This window comes from Sphingobacterium sp. IITKGP-BTPF85 (genome assembly GCF_001006065.1).
GTDB classification, from domain to species: Bacteria; Bacteroidota; Bacteroidia; order Sphingobacteriales; family Sphingobacteriaceae; genus Sphingobacterium; species Sphingobacterium anhuiense.
The window spans coordinates 1-17,455 of sequence record NZ_ASZT02000015.1; the positions used below are offsets into that span (position 1 = coordinate 1).

Annotated in this window: 17 protein-coding genes, 2 pseudogenes and 1 riboswitch; of the genes and pseudogenes, 5 read left to right on the forward strand and 14 right to left on the reverse strand. The window is 34.5% G+C overall.

Annotated elements, in window-relative coordinates; genetic code table 11:
• Positions 1–15 precede the first annotated feature (15 nt).
• The 6 genes and pseudogenes from L950_RS27570 to L950_RS04840 all read right to left on the reverse strand — a co-directional run.
• Positions 16–251 (reverse strand): annotated as a pseudogene (locus L950_RS27570) (gamma-glutamyltransferase); the annotation flags it as partial.
• A 46-nt stretch (positions 252–297) separates the two neighbouring features.
• Positions 298–705, reverse strand: a complete 408-nt coding sequence (locus tag L950_RS04820; RefSeq protein WP_021192351.1) for a hypothetical protein — start codon at positions 703–705, stop codon at positions 298–300.
• Between the two features lie 218 nt (positions 706–923).
• Complete coding sequence (locus L950_RS04825) at positions 924–1,358, reverse strand: hypothetical protein (RefSeq protein ID WP_021192352.1); 435 nt, start codon at positions 1,356–1,358, stop codon at positions 924–926.
• Positions 1,359–1,508: 150 nt separating this feature from the next.
• Complete coding sequence (locus tag L950_RS04830) at positions 1,509–1,835, reverse strand: nucleotide pyrophosphohydrolase (RefSeq protein WP_021192353.1); 327 nt, start codon at positions 1,833–1,835, stop codon at positions 1,509–1,511.
• A 4-nt stretch (positions 1,836–1,839) separates the two neighbouring features.
• Complete coding sequence (gene dtd, locus L950_RS04835) at positions 1,840–2,298, reverse strand: D-aminoacyl-tRNA deacylase (RefSeq protein ID WP_021192354.1); 459 nt, start codon at positions 2,296–2,298, stop codon at positions 1,840–1,842.
• A gap of 130 nt (positions 2,299–2,428) precedes the next feature.
• Positions 2,429–4,849, reverse strand: coding sequence for a TonB-dependent receptor (locus tag L950_RS04840; protein ID WP_021192355.1), 2,421 nt, complete (start codon positions 4,847–4,849; stop codon positions 2,429–2,431).
• Positions 4,850–4,909: 60 nt separating this feature from the next.
• Positions 4,910–5,035, reverse strand: a riboswitch (TPP riboswitch).
• 631 nt (positions 5,036–5,666) lie between these two features.
• On the opposite strand from L950_RS04840, the gene L950_RS31930 reads away from it, so the two are divergent.
• From L950_RS31930 to L950_RS36260, 5 genes are read left to right on the forward strand one after another with little or no spacing between them, the layout of a single operon-like run.
• Positions 5,667–5,927, forward strand: a complete 261-nt coding sequence (locus L950_RS31930; RefSeq protein WP_231576863.1) for a hypothetical protein — start codon at positions 5,667–5,669, stop codon at positions 5,925–5,927.
• A complete protein-coding gene (locus L950_RS04845; RefSeq protein WP_231576864.1) occupies positions 5,924–6,835 on the forward strand; it encodes an amidohydrolase family protein in 912 nt (303 codons plus the stop codon). Before L950_RS31930 ends, L950_RS04845 begins: the two co-directional genes overlap by 4 nt.
• Before the next feature lie 34 nt (positions 6,836–6,869).
• A complete protein-coding gene (locus tag L950_RS04850) occupies positions 6,870–7,151 on the forward strand; it encodes an acylphosphatase (protein WP_021192356.1) in 282 nt (93 codons plus the stop codon).
• Positions 7,152–7,162: 11 nt separating this feature from the next.
• The gene (locus L950_RS36255; RefSeq protein WP_316930536.1) at positions 7,163–7,789 is read left to right on the forward strand and encodes a lipopolysaccharide biosynthesis protein; all 627 of its coding nucleotides are present in this window, start codon (positions 7,163–7,165) and stop codon (positions 7,787–7,789) included.
• Positions 7,768–8,541: a lipopolysaccharide biosynthesis protein gene (locus L950_RS36260; RefSeq protein WP_316930537.1), complete on the forward strand. Its 774-nt coding sequence runs from the start codon at positions 7,768–7,770 to the stop codon at positions 8,539–8,541. The genes L950_RS36255 and L950_RS36260 overlap by 22 nt, the downstream gene beginning before the upstream one ends.
• A gap of 143 nt (positions 8,542–8,684) precedes the next feature.
• Here the strand turns inward: L950_RS36260 and dusB are convergent, their stop codons facing one another.
• From dusB to L950_RS25880, 8 genes and pseudogenes are all read right to left on the reverse strand, one after another.
• A complete protein-coding gene (gene dusB / locus L950_RS04860) occupies positions 8,685–9,683 on the reverse strand; it encodes a tRNA dihydrouridine synthase DusB (RefSeq protein ID WP_021192357.1) in 999 nt (332 codons plus the stop codon).
• A 307-nt stretch (positions 9,684–9,990) separates the two neighbouring features.
• Positions 9,991–11,468, reverse strand: a pseudogene (locus L950_RS37080) (outer membrane beta-barrel family protein).
• 119 nt (positions 11,469–11,587) lie between these two features.
• Positions 11,588–12,181, reverse strand: coding sequence for a hypothetical protein (locus L950_RS25865; protein WP_021192360.1), 594 nt, complete (start codon positions 12,179–12,181; stop codon positions 11,588–11,590).
• Positions 12,178–12,429 carry a carboxypeptidase-like regulatory domain-containing protein gene (locus L950_RS25870; RefSeq protein WP_021192361.1) on the reverse strand — a complete coding sequence of 84 codons (252 nt, stop codon included), beginning with the start codon at positions 12,427–12,429 and terminating at the stop codon, positions 12,178–12,180. Before L950_RS25870 ends, L950_RS25865 begins: the two co-directional genes overlap by 4 nt.
• Positions 12,430–12,439: 10 nt before the next feature.
• Positions 12,440–13,573: a PepSY-associated TM helix domain-containing protein gene (locus L950_RS04870; RefSeq protein ID WP_021192362.1), complete on the reverse strand. Its 1,134-nt coding sequence runs from the start codon at positions 13,571–13,573 to the stop codon at positions 12,440–12,442.
• Between the two features lie 82 nt (positions 13,574–13,655).
• Entirely contained in the window at positions 13,656–14,873 is a 1,218-nt protein-coding gene (locus tag L950_RS04875; RefSeq protein ID WP_031289831.1) for a DUF4374 domain-containing protein, read from the reverse strand.
• 461 nt (positions 14,874–15,334) lie between these two features.
• A complete protein-coding gene (locus L950_RS25875) occupies positions 15,335–16,291 on the reverse strand; it encodes a TonB-dependent receptor (RefSeq protein WP_084825377.1) in 957 nt (318 codons plus the stop codon).
• On the reverse strand, positions 16,210–17,325 hold the full coding sequence (locus tag L950_RS25880) for a carboxypeptidase-like regulatory domain-containing protein (protein WP_052764312.1): 1,116 nt from the start codon (positions 17,323–17,325) through the stop codon (positions 16,210–16,212). Before L950_RS25880 ends, L950_RS25875 begins: the two co-directional genes overlap by 82 nt.
• Positions 17,326–17,455 lie beyond the last annotated feature (130 nt).

Consider the following 17,455-nt stretch of genomic DNA (forward strand, 5'->3'; position numbering starts at 1 on the left):
TAAGCATTGATTTCAGCCTTTACTACTTCTGTAGACCATAAACCCACCACCACCTATGTTTCCAGCATTAGGGTAAACTACTGCTAATGCAAATTGTACTGCGACAGCGGCATCAATGGCGTTGCCCCCCATTTTTAGATATCTACACCAACTTTGTAAGCTAAGGGATGCGCGGTAACAACCGCCGCCTTATTGAAGGTCTTGGCTTTTTTATCAAGTTCTAACGAAACTGTGCACGATTGTACTGACAGCGCCGCCGTAATAATAAACAAATAGAATTTGCTTTTTTTCATAATCTTAATTAGGTAGTCGTTCTATTTTTTCAAAATTTCCATCTAAATGGTCAATTTTTATTTTGTATCGCTTAATGTTTGAAGGTGCTGATCCCACTCCAATTCCAATCATTCCACCTCCATATCCAAAACCTGATCCTATGCCTGCTGATATCGAGAAGCTCGTACTGTTTTCTTCTGCTAAACCATAGAAATAGTATTCGTCATTTTCCATTACAAGTGGATAATATCCAAAACTTGTGGAGACATAGGTTTCGTCATTATCTACCACGGCATATATCTGTGAATCTTTTAATTTTACTTTTTTCCCTTTATCATTGGTGTAATAATAGTATTTGATTTTGCCTTTTTTATCTTTCTCATCAACTAGCGGATAATCTGGTTTTTGGTTTTTTAGAGTTTCATAGCTCATATAAATCCCGTCCACGAGATGTTCTGCGGCATATAATGGTAATTTCTCTTTTTCCTTGTAATCAATGTTTTGGATATCCTGTAAGGTTAATGATTCGGACGATATGTCTTTTACTATTAAATTTTTACGAATGAATGAATCTACAATGAGGCTTCCTTTTTTTAATAATTTGTTGGAGACATCGATTCCTGAAACTTGAAAGCTACTGTCGATATGATTTAATGGGAAATAATTGTTCCCTTTTTTTGATATAGATTTGCTCTGAAATCAAAAAAGCCCTTTTCTTTGATTCCACCACCAATTTCAGAAAATGATAATCTTCGAATTTGCAAAAGCAATGTATCTCTCTGCGTATTTCCATTACTGATTGTTTCTAGATATTTCTGCAATTGATCTTCAAGAGCTGGATTTGCAACTACAGTAGCGGATTTTCCTAAGAAACCTTTTTGTATGATTCCGTAATGAGTTGTATCTTTTCTTGAATCCAGGATCTGGATCTTTTGGTATTGGCTACCATTAACGATTTCCTGAGCGTCATATTGAAAGGTAAATTCTTTATTTCTATCTTGTGCTGAAGCGTGTGTTAATCCTGTAAGTAAGATTGCTAAAAGCACATGGTGTTTTAATGTATGGACGTAATGTGTTAAATTCATTTCCAGAGGGAATTAATGATCTGCATTAAAGATAAAGAAATTAAAAGGCTGTATCAAGTTTCTTGATACAGCCCTTCAGCAGTTTGCATGCAAACTGTATTAAAATTAATTTGATATTTATATAACGAACTAAATTATAGTAATGTTGTATTACTTTAATTTTTCATTGTTTTTATGTCGATCGGCGTCACGGATTGATTTTTTCTCTAAATTTTTTTCTAGCGCATCTGTTAAATCAATACCGGTTTGATTGGCCAGGCACATTAATACAAAGAGAACATCGGCCATTTCATCCGCTAAATTTACTTCTTTATCAGATTTTTTAAATGATTGTTCGCCATACTGTCTTGCCATAATTCTAGCAACTTCTCCAACTTCTTCCATTAGCATTGCTGTGTTTGTTAATTCATTAAAATAGCGAATACCTGTTGTATTGATCCATTTATCAATGGTCTCCTGTGCTTCTTTTATTGTCATAGTATTAGAAATTATCTTTATCCTGTGTATTCATTATGATGGTAACGGGCCCATCATTTAATAAATCAATTTTCATATCTGCACCAAATATTCCCATTTGCACTTCGCTGTTTATTAAAGTGCTAAGATAGTGGGCCATTTGTATGTACATTGGCTGTGCTTTATCTGGTTTGGCTGCACGGATAAAAGAGGGGCGATTTCCTTTTTTTGTTTGTGCGAATAATGTGAATTGGGATATAAGTAATATTTCACCACGTATGTCTAGCACCGATCTATTCATTAAACCGTTTTCATCATTAAATATTCGAAGATTAACGAATTTTTGTGCCATCCATTTCATATCTTCAATTGTATCTTCCTCTTCGATCCCAATAAGGATTAGTAAGCCGTCTTTAATCTGACCTGTTATTTTGCTATCGACCGAACAGCTCGCCTTGGAAACTCGTTGTATTACTGCACGCATAGGACAATATTAAGAAAAAAATGCCAACTATTGAGTTTGATCTGATTAAGTATTGTTGACGTCATGGATCTTGAAAATGCTGTAAAACAACTTGCGCCTTAAATTAATGTTGAAGGCGCAAGTTGTTTTATTAGAATTTTACGTTTAGGCTTAACATAAAATTTGTTGTAGCCTGTGGATAGTAAAAATTAAAATATTTTCGAGATGTACCGTCCATATAACCCCAAGTATATCCGTTGGTTTGATATTTTTCATTTAGGATATTGTTGACAGTAAGTCCAAGGTCTATATTTTTCAAACCTAATATGGAGAAATTATAAATAGCTCTAATATTGTTTACAAATGAAGGGTCTATACTTCTTACTTTGGCTGAACTATTGTCCAGATATTGTCTTGAAATATATTTTGATAATAGTGCAATTTCTACTGAACGAAGAGGGCGATAAGTGAACTCGCTTGATAAAATAGTTGCCGGAGAAAGTGCAATATCTGTTTTTTTAATGAATTCTCCACTCGTTTCATCCGTGTAATTTTTGATTTTGTTCTGACTTAGTCCCGCTGTTGCTTTCCAACCAAAATACGCTGAAATTTTCCATGCGGCATCTACTTCTAAGCCTATTCTATAGCTATTTGGGATATTCATTCTCAATGGAGAACCTACATTATTAAGTGCTCCGGTCGGAATAAGTTGATCTTTATAGAACATACCATAAAAGTTCGTACCGATGTTAAATGTTTCATTATTGAAGCGGTAGCCAGCTTCGATATCTTGCATTTTCTCTGGTTTGGGATTGTTTCCTTTTAGATCAACAAAGTCATTTCTGACAGGTTCTTTACTAGCATAGGCATATGAGGCGTATAAATTTGAATTTTCATTGATGAGGTAAGTAATTCCTAATTTTGGATTTACAAAATTGAATTTTCTTTTAAAATCCATTCCTTTGATTTTATCGTCATCACCTTTTACTTGGTAATTAATATTACGATACTGTATATCCGCAAATAATAACCATTTTTCGAATGTAAAGTCTGCTTTCAGAAATGTACTGATGTCATCTTTTTTAGCATCATTGAGATAGTATTTATCCCCTAAATTGCTGGCGGAAGCATATTTTGCCCAGATTATTTCACCGTAATGATCTCCCTTATATTGATTTGCAGCTCCACCCCATGTCAATTTTATTGTCTGTGAAGGATTATAGTTGAAGGAAAAGGTAGTCCCATAGAAGTAATTATCTAACCATCTTCTCCTTACCAAATCGGTTTGTTTGATGGTATCGGTTCCTGAAATGACTGGTGGTAAATTGTATTTTGAAAAGTCGTCTTCAGGTCGGAATTCTTCGTAATAGCCTGCACCTCTGGTGTAATGTAGTGCCGCATTAAAAATTAGTTTTTCATTGATAAAATTGGTGTAATGTAACTGGTGATGTGTTTGCGTGTAGTTGTCTGTTTGGTTTTTATATAGGTATTTGTTGTAAGTGCGACCAGAATTTAATAGATTTTCTGTTTCTAGCTGTGTATAGCCATCATTGACGGCATAATCTTTCATCCCCTCTATATCATTGTTTAATCTTGGCTCTGGTGTTCCGTACCAAGATTGATATGTTTTTTCCTTGCCAGAGAATACAATGGCCTTTAAAATATGTTTGTCACTATAATAACCTCCATCTACATAAAAAGACTTTAAATCGGAAGATGCTCGGTCGATATAGCCATCGCTCAAAATACGTGAGAGACGAACATTAAAGGCAAATTTATTATTTAGTAGTCCTGAACCTACTTTCAAAGTATTTTTCCAAGAATTATAGGAGCCGAAAGAGTTGTTGAATTCTACGTACGGCTCTTTTTCGAGTGTATTGGATTGTATGTTTAGTGATGCCCCGAATGATCCCGCCCCGTTTGTAGAAGTTCCAATTCCTCTTTGAATCTGGATACTCTCGGTTGAGGATGCAAAATCGGGAAGATTGACGAAGAATGAGCCCATACTTTCCGCGTCATTCAACGGAATTCCATTCAATGTTACATTTATGCGGGCATTATCAGATCCTCTTATTTTCATATTTGTATATCCTATACCTGCTCCTGCGTCCGATCCTATGACGACAGATGGTGTTTGATCTAGTAGATATGGAATATCTTGTCCGAAATTGTTTTTAGCGATATCTTGTTTGCTAATATTTTTATAGGTTGTAGAAGAGTTGTTTTTGGCACGTGTTGCCATGACCAGGACTTCTTCTGTTTTTATAGCACGTGGTTTTAGAAAGATTTCAAGATCAGTATTTTGTACCAGATCAATCTGCTTCTTTTCTGTACTATAGCCTATGTAAGAGATTGTTATGGCGTATTGTCCATCAGGTAATCCTGAAAACTTTGAAGTGCCATTTCGATCAGTTGTTAAATTCTTACTCTGATTTTTTGTCAGAACGATACTTGCGCCCTGTAACGATTTTTTTGTTTCATTGTCTAAGACTTTGATGGATAAAGCGTTTTGAGCTGATACGGATAATGTTATTCCTAGAAATAGCACTGTGCTGATTAAATTTTTAATCATGTTTTTTAATTGAATTTTGAGTTAAACAAACTATTGCTAGGGGTTACAACAGTTTTTCACTTATTTAACTAACCTTTTCCCTCCGCCAGCATTATCTGGATCAGGTGCACAACACATAAATGTATTGTTGGGTATAATCTCAGCCTTTATTCGTGTTCGTAGAACAAGGCACCCCTTATTGATAATGCGAAGGTATTAAATAAAATCTGTACTAAAAATATAATGTAAAAATGGATGTTGAGGAATTGAGTTTTGGAATATCAATTTGTTTTGCTCGTAAAAATAAGTGGAATAGATTTTCGTTTATAGGATTGTATTATGATGAATGTTGTGTTGCTTTATCTTTAGCTTCTTTCGGATTTTAAAGTAGCTGTATTGATCCGGTTTCTTTTTTTTTATAACTAAAAGGATGTCCATTTATAATTCCATGATTTATTGATGCTTCACTGACATAACGTCATTGAATCGCTACAAAAATGAATAAAATTGTGGTTTTTAGATAATATATTGGCTGAATTTAAACTTATTCCCTACCTTCAAAAAATATGCTAAAATTCAAACTTTTAGCTCATGTTAATTGTTTTTAGCAACAAGGGAGTTTTTATTAAGGTTTAAATTTATGTTACATTCTTATAAGTTAATTTATCTAAAAGTCTTTGATTTTTATCACGATTAAATAATTAAACTAATTGTGTAAATTTGTTTTTTTTAATGGTAATATTTTTTTTACTAAATTTTGGCACGAATTTTAACGTTAATAACCACAGTTCCTTTGCGTTGACCTGAATGCTAAGTAACTATTAAAGTTTTTATAATAATGAAATATTTTAGCGCTACCTATATCTTACCAATTACATCTTTACCTATTAAAGATGGAGTGGTAAAAGTTAATGATGATGGTGAAATCCTTGGGATTTATGAAAGTAAAGACGTAGAATTGAGCGGCCAGCATATTGAAAAATTTGAAGGAGTTATTGTTCCTGGATTTATTAATGCGCATTGTCACTTAGAATTGTCCCATATGAAGGGTACGATTCCGCAAAAACTGGATTACCAGCTTTTCTTTCTTCGGTTATGACAAGTCGTGGCACTTCTTTAAAAGTGATTGATAAAGCGATGGCTGCTGCTGATGAAGAAATGTACAATAATGGTATTGTGGCAGTTGGAGATCACGTGAATTCTGATAACACATCTAACATTAAGGAGTCTAGTAAGATTCTTTACCACACTTTTGTTGAAGTCTTCGGAATAGAGCCGGATGAAGCTGATGGTCGATTGCAGGAGGCTAAGGATTTGATTCATGAATTTGATCCAGCACATTCTTCAATTACACCACATGCTCCTTATTCTTGTTCGAAAATACTTCTGAAGAAATTTAAAAAAGCAGTTTCTGATGTTAATATTATCAGTATTCATAATCAAGAGAGTGATGAAGAAAATAGATTGTTTCGTTATAAAACGGGAGGATTTATCGATTTCTTTAAAGTAATAGGGAAAAATCCTGATTTGTTTAAAGCTCAGGCTAGAAATTCAATTCAGTCATATTTACCATATTTACCTCATCCTAATAAGTTGATCTTGGTTCACAATACGTATACGTCATTGAAAGACCTTGATTTTGTGGACCGAATGGGCCGTGATATCGTATGGTGTTTATGTCCGAAGGCGAATCTTTATATTGAAGGTCAATTGCCAAAAGTAATGAACTTTGTAAACGATAATCAAAAAATTGTAATCGGTACAGATAGTTTAGCATCCAATGATAAGCTTTCAATTTTAGATGAATTAAAAGTGTTACATAAACATTTTGATAATTTAGATTTTCAGCAATCTATCCAGTGGGCTACTATTAATGGGGCACAGGCTTTAAATATCGATGATAAATTTGGTTCAATTGAAGTTGGTAAAAAACCAGGTCTTGTTCTATTAAAAAATATGGAACATTTTAGATTATCTGATAAAGTTACGGTGCAAAGATTAGCATAGTAAAATACTCAAAATCTTCTGTACTTTTGTTGATATGAAACATGTTAATATTTCTATCAAAGGAAAAGTACAGGGGGTTTATTTTAGGTTATCTACCAAAGCAGTTGCCGACCAATTGGGTATTAAAGGGTTTGTTAGAAATTTAGCGGATGGTTCTGTTTATATTGAGGCAGAGGGTGATGATTTTGCTCTAGATTGTTTAAAAGAATTCTGTGAAGAGGGACCTGAGCGCGCAGTAGTGGAAGAAGTGATTTGTGAAGAGGGCGTCTGGGAAGATTTTAAGAATTTTGAAGTACTAAAAAAATCGTCTAAATAAATCTTAATATTTTGTCTGTTTTTAAGAAATTTGCTGGTCAAACCTTGATCTACGGTCTCAGTACTATCATCTCTAGATTACTGAATTTTGTTTTAACGCCAATTTTCGTTCGTAAATTTGAAGCTTCCACCTATGGAATATTTACGAATATGTATTCTTGGGCAGCTATGATCAATGCATTCCTAGCTTTTGGGATGGAAACAACCTATTTTAGATATTTACAGAAAGTTGAGGAGAAGGATAAATCTAAAGTATTCAATAATAGCTTTGTTGTCACCATTTTTACTTCTTTAATTTTTCTATTAACTATTCTTATTTTTTCTAATGACATTGCGCATTGGTTTGCAAAAGAAAATATTGACTCTGTAGGTCAATATAAAAGCTATATTTACTTTGTTGGACTTACTTTAGTCGTTGATGCACTTGCTGTTGTTCCTTTTGCCAAAGTTCGTGCTAATGGTCGGCCATTGCGCTACGGCGTATTGAAGTTAGTCAATATCATCACATTTGTTATTTTAAACTTGACATTCATTGTCTTCATACCTTATTTACTTCAACATTTTCCGGATACTGAACCATATTTTTCTAGCTGGTATATAACTCATGGTTGGGTTATGTGTTTATTTCTAATTTTGTAGCGAGTGCAGTGACATTGTTGATGCTGTTGCCCGAGATTAGAACATTTAATTTTAAAATTGATCGGGTGTTATTAGGTGATATGTTTCGATATAGCTTTCCTATTTTGATCGCTAATATTTCATTTATCATAAACGAAAACCTAGATAAGATTTTAATGCCTGAATTATTACCGAAAAGTATTGCTGACCGAGATGTTGGTATATATGGTGCTATTGCAAAGATTGCTGTTTTCTTAAGCATTTTCGTGCAGGCATTTCGTTTAGGAGCCGAACCTTTTTTCTTCTCCTATGCCAAAAATGATAATTCGAAAAAGGTTTATGCAATGATCATGGAATATTTTGTGATTGCTATGATGGTTGTCATGATCGGATTGTCTGTCAATATTGAATGGCTTAAGTATTTTATTCAAGGAGGATCTGCTTCAGAGAGTGCAGAATATTGGTCGGGTCTATTTATTATTCCTGTTATTTTATTCAACTATGTGATGCTTGGGATATATATGAACCTTTCTGTGTGGTATAAACTTTCTGATCAAACACGATACGGTCTCTATATTTCAGGTATTGGGGCTTTAATTACAATTATATTGTGTTATATCCTGATTCCGCGCTACAGCTATGTCGGTGCAATTTATGTGACGACCATAACTTATGGTGTAATGGTATTTTTATCCTATTTTGGGGACAAAAGAATTATCCAATTCCTTATAAGATCTTTAAAATTGGGGCTTATATGTTGGTTGGTACTATGATCGTTTATATCCATTACATAGTATTTGACCGGAATTTTTGGATTGGCAATATGATGTTGATTGCTTACTTATTGGGAACCGTTTTTGTCGAGAGGAAAACGGTAATGAAGATGTTGAAGTCTAAAAGTTAGAAGAAGCTATTTTTAATAAATAGCTTCTTCTGCAAAGTTATGTTGTATTTCGTCTAACACTTCTTGGATCTCTTCGAATGTCTGAAGACTGACTAATCGCATTCTGTATTCTTTAAAGTCTGGTATACCTTTAAAGTAGTTTGAATAATGACGACGCATTTCGAAAATACCTGTTTTAGGACCTTTCCATTCAATTGATTTAATCAAATGTGTTCTGCACACATCTACACGTTCAGCAATTGTTGGACCGGCTAAACGTTCTCCTGTGTTGAAAAAGTGTTTTATTTCTCTAAATATCCAAGGATATCCAATTGAGGCGCGACCAATCATAATACCATCAACTTCATATTCCTGGCGCCATGCAATTGCTTTTTCTAAAGAATCTACATCGCCGTTTCCAAAAATTGGAATTTTAATGCGTGGATTACGCTTAATATCACGAATCATAGACCAATCTGCTTGCCCTTTATACATTTGTGCGCGTGTACGTCCATGTATTGATAAAGCTTTAATACCGATATCCTGTAAACGTTCTGCCACTTCATAAACATTTTTGGTATCATCGTCCCAGCCAAGGCGGGTCTTCACAGTAACTGGTAGATGTGTTCCTTCCACGACTGCTTTTGTCATTGCGACCATACGATCGATATCTTGCAATAAACTAGCACCTGCTCCACGGCAAGCAACGTTTTTAACTGGACAACCGTAATTAATATCGATTAGATCTGGATTTGCTAATGTGCAGATTTCGGATGACTGTCTCATGTGTTCGATTTCGGAACCGAAGATTTGTATACCTATTGGTCTTTCATACTCGAAGATATCTAACTTTTTACGTGATTTTGCTGCGTCTCGAATTAATCCTTCTGAAGAGATAAATTCCGTATACATCATATCTACCCCATTTTGCTTACAAACAAAACGGAATGGCGGATCACTTACATCCTCCATTGGAGCTAGCAATAATGGAAAGTCTCCTAAATCTATATTTTCGCCAATCTTAACAGACATATTTGATTTTTTTACAAAGATAACAATTTTGAGATAGTTCTATTTATGGTGTTTTTGATATGAATGTCATATGATGATTTAGGAAATTCATGTTTTATTGTTTATTAATATGCAGGGCAGGTTTCTTGCTAAAATGTGCTTCTTCGTAAAGAGATTAATTAGTAAGGATATATGTTCTGAAGTTTTCAAAGTTGTTCGTATTTACAACGCTCGAATAAGTATAAATAGAAAACAGCTATCAATTTCTTTTGATAGCTGTTTTCTATTTATACTGGTGTGGAATATCACCTTTGCATCGTGTTGATTTTTATAATCTATTTTTGATATCTTCCGAACCTGTTGAGCGTTCTTTTGCTCTGTGATCTGAACCTCCAAATCGGTAATTGAATGATAAAATTGCTGTTCTGCTATCTGGATTTGATTTTCCTATTAATCTCACTGCATTGGATACTGTTTCATATCGACGGTTATTGGTATGAAATATGTCGTTAACGACCAGCTTAATCGTTGCTTTTTTACTTAAAATGCTCTTTTGTATTCCACTGTAAATAAGTCCGTAACTTTTGATATTCGTTAAACCAATGGTCAGACCAGAGTTATAATTTCCTCCAATCTCTACAGACCAATCTTTGGGTAGTTTGAAAGTATTTTGTGTATTTAATGATAACGTATTGCCTGATCTTTTGATTAGTTCATTTTCTTGTGGAATCTCATATTCGTTTCTGTAATAGTTTGCAAAATGTGTAGCTGTCCACCAGGAAAATAATTGTGTAGGAGCCATGAATGATACGCCAAAATTTTTGAATGAACCGATATTTTCGGGTCTTTCAAAGTGATTTGTTTGTTTGTAGGATCTAATCCTATGATATCATTTACGACATTAGATCTGTCTGCATAATTTAACGTAAATATATATTTGTTAGCTAGTGTATAGTTAGCTTCATAAGCGTGCTCGTAAGCAGGATCTAGTTTTGAATTTCCTTCTGAATAGGAGAAGGGGTCTGTATAGACGCGGAATGGGTTTAGACTCCAGAAGGATGGACGCTCGATGCGATAGCTATAGCTTAGTTGTACTTTATGATTGTTATTGATGCTATAAGATAAAAATGCTGATGGGAAAAACTTTAAATAATCTTTAGAGAACTGTTCATTTAAAGTTATTTGATTACCATCGGTAGATGTGTGCTCTGCTCGTAATCCTACTTGTGTTGAAAATTTGCTCCAAGTTTTTGATAGATTCACATAACCTGCTTGTATCGTTTCTTTATAAATGAAGTGATTACTTGTCGATAGATCTGGAACATAACTCTCATTTAGCAATGTATCATACCGCAAATCGTTTTCTGTCCGGATATGACTTGCTTTCCAACCAGTTTCTAGCTTAAAAGTTTCATTAAAAGGGAGGGTATAATCAATTTTTGCAACATAAACCTTACTGTCTGAGGGAATATCGCCAGTGCGTGATGATAAGGGGCGTATATTATTTTGATTTTCATTACTGTATTTAGTATTTAGTGTTTGATCCATTTTGGAATAATGGTCAATCATATCAAAATCCACTTTTAGTTCATGTCCATTTTCGTTGAACTTCAGGTTATAATTGATGTTATATAACATGTCTTCCCATCTTTCTTTTCCTTCGGTTATGGTTGAAGCCGACCAGATAAGATCTTTTGTCGCATAGTTTCTAAAATGATTGGTGGTTGGTTCATATTTTGGATATTTACCAAAGCCTCCATTTACTAGAAATCCCAAAGTCTGTTTTGAACTTAAATAAAAATCCATACCAACTCTGAAATTATTTGAACGCAGTTTCGGTTGAATTTTGTTTTCCTGTTGGGAGTAGGCTTCTGGTTCTGCTTGCGTATCTTTATAAAAGTAGCGTGTTAATGAATTGTAATACTCTAAATTTTGAAGTATTGATTGTAATTTCCGAAGATATTTATTTTTTCCGTTCTGTAATTTAGGTCTAAACTACCGCCTAGGTGTAATCCGCGACCTGCTCCCATATTTCCGGAAACAGCTCCGTTCAACCCTTGCTTCAATCCTTTTTTTAATACGATATTGATTATCCCTGATGTTCCTGCCGCATCTTGCTTGGAATTAGGATTAGTCATAACTTCAATTTTTGTTATATCGTTTGAGGATGTACTTCTTAACAAATTGGCTAGCTGATCTGCGGAGAGGTAGGTAAGTTTTCCGTTAATCATGATAGAAGCACCAGATTTTCCTTTTAAACTGAAGGTTCCATTATCATCTAGACTTATACCTGGAATTTTGGTCAAAAGTTCTAATCCACTGTTACCATCTGCTAATGCAGAGTTTTCTATGTTGAAAATGGTTTTATCTTGATGTTGTTCTATAAATTGCTTGCGTTTATTGATGACAACCTCACTCAGATAAGCATTGTTTTGAAGCAATACAATTTCCCCAAAATCATATGCATTCACGTGCTCGCTTAATATGAATTGAGATGTTTTAAAATCTTCGTGTGTCATATTTTTATATGCACATAGTAATTTCCATATGGTGCATTAGGGAAAATAAAATTCCCTATGCTATCGGCAGTAATAATTTTTGCGACAGTTCCATCATGAACGCGATGTAAAGTTACTTGTGCATGGGGTACAGGTTCGTTCTGTTCATCTAGGACACGGCCCATGATTTTAGCAGAATTTTGAGCACTGGCAACAAATAAAGTAAAAACTAGAAATAAACTAAGTAAGTAGTTGCAATGATGAAACATGTCTGCAAGATTAAGATGTTATTGGATGAATAGATTTTGATTTTTTTACTTTTTTTTTCTTTTTCCCCCACCAGATATAGAAACCAGTAATCGGTAATGTTGCGCAAATAAGTGATGCTAAAAAATATATTATTTTAGTAGTCATTCCCCCAATGAATCCTGTATGTAAGGCATAATTTGCGCGCATTAGCCATTCTGTGGTATTGGCATCATCAATGGGACCTTGTTTTCTGCCTGTTAATTCTAGCGTATTACGATCAAAATTTAAGTCACGCCATATACCGTTTTCCATATCTGTACATGCATATACGGATTTATCCTCGGCTTCAGGGTAGTGGACGATAACGGCTTCTTTGTTATGGCGAGCATATTCATGGCGCACTTTATACCAGATTTGATCAGCAACAACCAATGCATCATTCAAGGGTTGATCATCAGGTATTTCTTTTTCAACTTGTTCTACTTTAGGTTTATTCGGGTATCCTCCGCTGAGCCAAACTACTGATTTGCGCATCCACGGGAAGCTCATGATTAACCCTGTAAGGCACATAACTAAGGCTATGGTTAGTCCGTAAAATCCTAATACATTGTGCAGGTCATAATTTACTCGTTTGAACCGCGCTTTCCATTTGATGGTAAAACTCTGCTCACGAGATCTTTTGTTCCATTTTTTTGGCCACCATAAAATAAGACCAGTGATTAGTAGTGAAAAGAATATAAAAGTACTCCAGCCGACTACTTGACGGCCGATCTTGTTCGGCATCCATAGATGACGGTGCCCCTCATCCATGAAATGAAAGAAATCTTCATGATTAACAACAGCTAGGATCTCAGCTGTATAAGGATTGACATAGACTAAACTATCGGAGTGGTCTAAACTTACTTTAACTGATTTATCTAAACCATAATACCAGGAACTAGCTATTTCTTTGTCTGGAATGGCTGTCTTTACAGCTTTGTAGATTGCAGATGGAGGAAGCTGATCTTCTGATCTTTGTGCTTCTACGCGAATATAATTTGTAGTGAATTCTTTGATGTCATGTTCGAAGACAAGTACACAGCCGGTTATACTTAGGATAACAACAGGTATGCCTGCCGCTAGTCCTAACCAAAGATGTAGCCATGCATTAATTTTGCTGAGCATAATAATTTAAAGCGCTATTTATAAAGTGATAAAATTTATTCTGTCAAAGTATTTCTTTGACAGAATAAATGGATTTTTATTTTTAGTAATTGATTTTACTCATGGACGAAACACCAGATACACCGACAAATTTTAAACCTCTTTTGGCTGTTGCATTATTGATGTCAATTGTATAGGTATAATATTGTTTGTCTTCTAAACTCTGACATGCATAATAAGCTTTACTGCCATCTTTTTCAACAAATACGACGTCCTTATATCCTTGTTGTTCATGGGCAGGAATTTCTTTGATTTCAGTCATCTTTTTTGTCTGAATATCGACGATGTATAATTTTACTAATCCACCTCCTACACCTTCAGCTTGTTCGCCTTTATTATAAACTGTCATTAAGAATTTATCATCTTTAAGATAACTTCCTCTTGCAATTTTGCCATTTCCTAATGATTCAATATCAAAATAATAGTCTTTATCAAATTCATCCGTTCCTTTCTTAATTCGAAGAAATCCTGATTTGTTTTTAGAAGCTAAAGATGCTTCATTTGCTGAAAACCAAACGTATGCATCACCTTTGTTGTCTACAGCAAGACCTTGTTGTGCCCACCAATTTCCAATATGTGAACCACGTCCATCTCTAATTGTTTTTTCGAATTTTAGCTCAGGATAAGAGAAGATACCGATATAAGTAGTGTCGGTGGTTGTGAAATTACCGCCCCAGTTGTTTGATCCGTCTCCAGATTGAAAAGGAACATATATTTTATTTCCTACTTGAAACACGCCGGTCCAGATGGCCATTCTTTTTCCGCCTAAAACTTTGGATAGATCAACAGTGTTTTTATTTGCTATAGAGAAATTTTGAGCATCGTAATTTCTTAGGGTTGCCACTGGATTAACAATACTTCTATTTGTGGTACCTAATATAATATTTTTGTCTCCAAAATGTCCATAAATACCTGATGTCTCAGCATTTACTTGTTCATCTTTAAGTCTCTGGAACTCACCTTTACTGTCAATGTTGTAAGGGGTTATCGGTCCTTGACCACCATATGTTAGTCCAAAGATATAGTTGTTCTGATTGATAAAGGATTGTTCTGTCGCTGGCATACCGTTACCTACAATACTGAGTGTTCCATCGCTTACATTATCTGTTGACAGGATATAATTACCTGAAGTTCCAGCTTCTCCACTACCTTGTCCATTTACGATAAAAACAAATTTTTCTCTTTTTCCGGAATTTCCGGTATCACTTCCTCCATCAGAAGGATTGTCTTTTGAACATGCAGTGATGCTAAAACGCCACATGCTAGGGTCAGCATTTTTAAAGTGTTTAACTTTTTCATTGTATTTATTTATTGAATTGTGATTGTTATTTTGTACGTATAAAGTATCTGAACTTAATATTGAAAGATCTACTTGGCTTTTGCATTTCGAAATTGTCGAAACGTGTTGCATCGGTTAGATTATTACATTCTAAAGCGATATTATATTTTCCAGATGCTAAAGAATAGATGATGTTTACATCATGTGATACTTGTGTTGGGATTCTATATCTTTGAGATGGGGTCGCTAAACTTGGCCAATCTAAAAAGAACTCATGTATATATTGAAGATTATATCCTACCGTTAAAGTATTATTCTGTTTACCGACGTTGTGAAAATAGTAAGTGCGTCAGCATTACCATATAAATAGGGCATATTTGGCATTCTATCTTTGTAGATACTACTTTGTATAATTTGCGAAGGTTCAACTTTAGTTGTGTTGATCAGGTTTGGTAAGTCATATTTCCTCCGACTGAAAACAGGTTCTTGAAATAATATTTTAAGTTGATATCAACACTATTGTTTCGTACACTTCTTAGATTAGCACTTTTAAGTTCTCTTTTATTATTGCTGCTTAATGGTCCTACATACTGGCGTATAAAATCTTTAGCATTGCGGAATATGTAATTGGCATCTATGATAATTTGTTGGTTTTTTTGTAATTTTAAAGCATATGATAAACCTAAGTTGATATTATCACTACTCTCGGGTCTTAGACCAGGATTACCACTAATATTGATGGCATCACCAAATAATTCGGTATTATCGGGAAGTCGGTATGCTTTCTCATAGGAAGCTTTTAGTTGAATGTCTGGATTTAGGAAATAGGAAGTTGCTAAGCCATATCCGATTTTATTGATTGATATTTCCACATTCTCATAAGTTTCCTTCTCAAGTTCATTGAAGTATTTTCCATTTTGATTGTAGTTTTTTAGAAAAATATTAGCATCCCAACGATCAAGTATGGAGGTTCTATAGCCGATTCCTGTAATGTTTTTTATTGTTTTGCGTGGGAGCTTATTAACTTCTAAATCTGGATAGTAATGATCTTTTCCTTTTCTGTCAAATGTTGTCAACAAATGATTGATCATAATGCTATTATTCTTGTTAATTGCATAAGAGATATTGGCCGTAAGATTACCATTGTTGTTTTTGTAGCGGTAATCTGTTAAGTCATTTTCTCCTCCTGGAGCATTCGGATCTTTTGGATTTTTAGGTATACTTTCTCCTGTCCAAGTGAATCTTCTTGGGACGGTATCCAAACTTCTTTCCGTACCGAAATTGTATCGAGCGTTTATCGTTACATCTAAACCTGCTGTCAATAAATTTCTCTTGATGTATTTAAAAGTCGGCTGTACAATGTTTCCTTGGCTTTCTCGACCTCCATATACATCTTCCATATGATTACCCGTTTGGATTTCTTTCTTATTCTGGCCGAGGGTAATACCAAAAGGAGCTGATCAGCGTATTTTTTATTAGAAACGCCCATATTATATACTAATGTTTCATTTCTGTATGCATCGTGGAAACGTTTTCTTCTTTCGGCGGGGTAAAATTTTCCAGTGTCAAAATTGTATGATCTTACATTTACTAAGTAATTGTTGTCCGAATAATTTTGAAAAGCAGAAAGCATCATTGTAAAACCGTTGTTAGCAATGTATCCGGCATTAACTGAAGTTTTGTGGGTGTTAAATGAGCCATATGAATATGAAGCATCTAAATATTTTCCCGGCTGGTTTTTGGTTACAATGTTGACTGCTCCACCTAATGCATCGCCGCCTAGCCATACGGGAACGACTCCTTTGTAGACTTCAACTCGTTCTGCAAAATTGATCGGTATGTTGTTTAACTGAAAGGACGATCCGAAATTATCCATGGGAATTCCATCAACGAATAATTTAACCTGATTGTCCGAAAAACCATTTAAGCTAAAATTCATGTTTGATCCTACACCACCCGACTCTCGCAGTCTAACACCCGAAACACGATTTAATGCCTGACCAATATCCATTGTTGTATTGTACAATTTCTTCGCATCGATTGCTGTAACATTAAATGGTTGCTTTTGTATTTCTTTTGCTTCGGATCTTGCAACGATTTCGACTTCATCCATTGTTGTCTGTTTTGAAGCCAATTTTATAGATAGCACTTCAGTGTTTTTCTGGCTAATAAGAAAAGTTCTGTCCTTGGCTTTGAATCCAACAGCAGATACTCGTATAGTATAGTTGGCAAAAGCGATATTTTTTATTGAAAATAAACCGCTTTTATCAGCTTGGGTCACTTGATTTGTTTCAAGAATTGTAATAGTTGCACCCTCAATAGGTGTATTTGAGGTGGTACTTATTCTTCCTTTTATTTCTCCTCTCTGTTGTGCGTAAGCAGTAAACGATATGATTAAATATAGACTTAACCATATTATTTTTAAATTCGACATCCCTTTATTTAGATTAATTATACATAGAGATGTTGCGTAACTCCAAATATACCGAAGGTCAGAGTGAGAAAAAGATTATAAAATGTGCTATTTGCTTAATTTTTAGGCTAATAAATTTTATACATCTAAA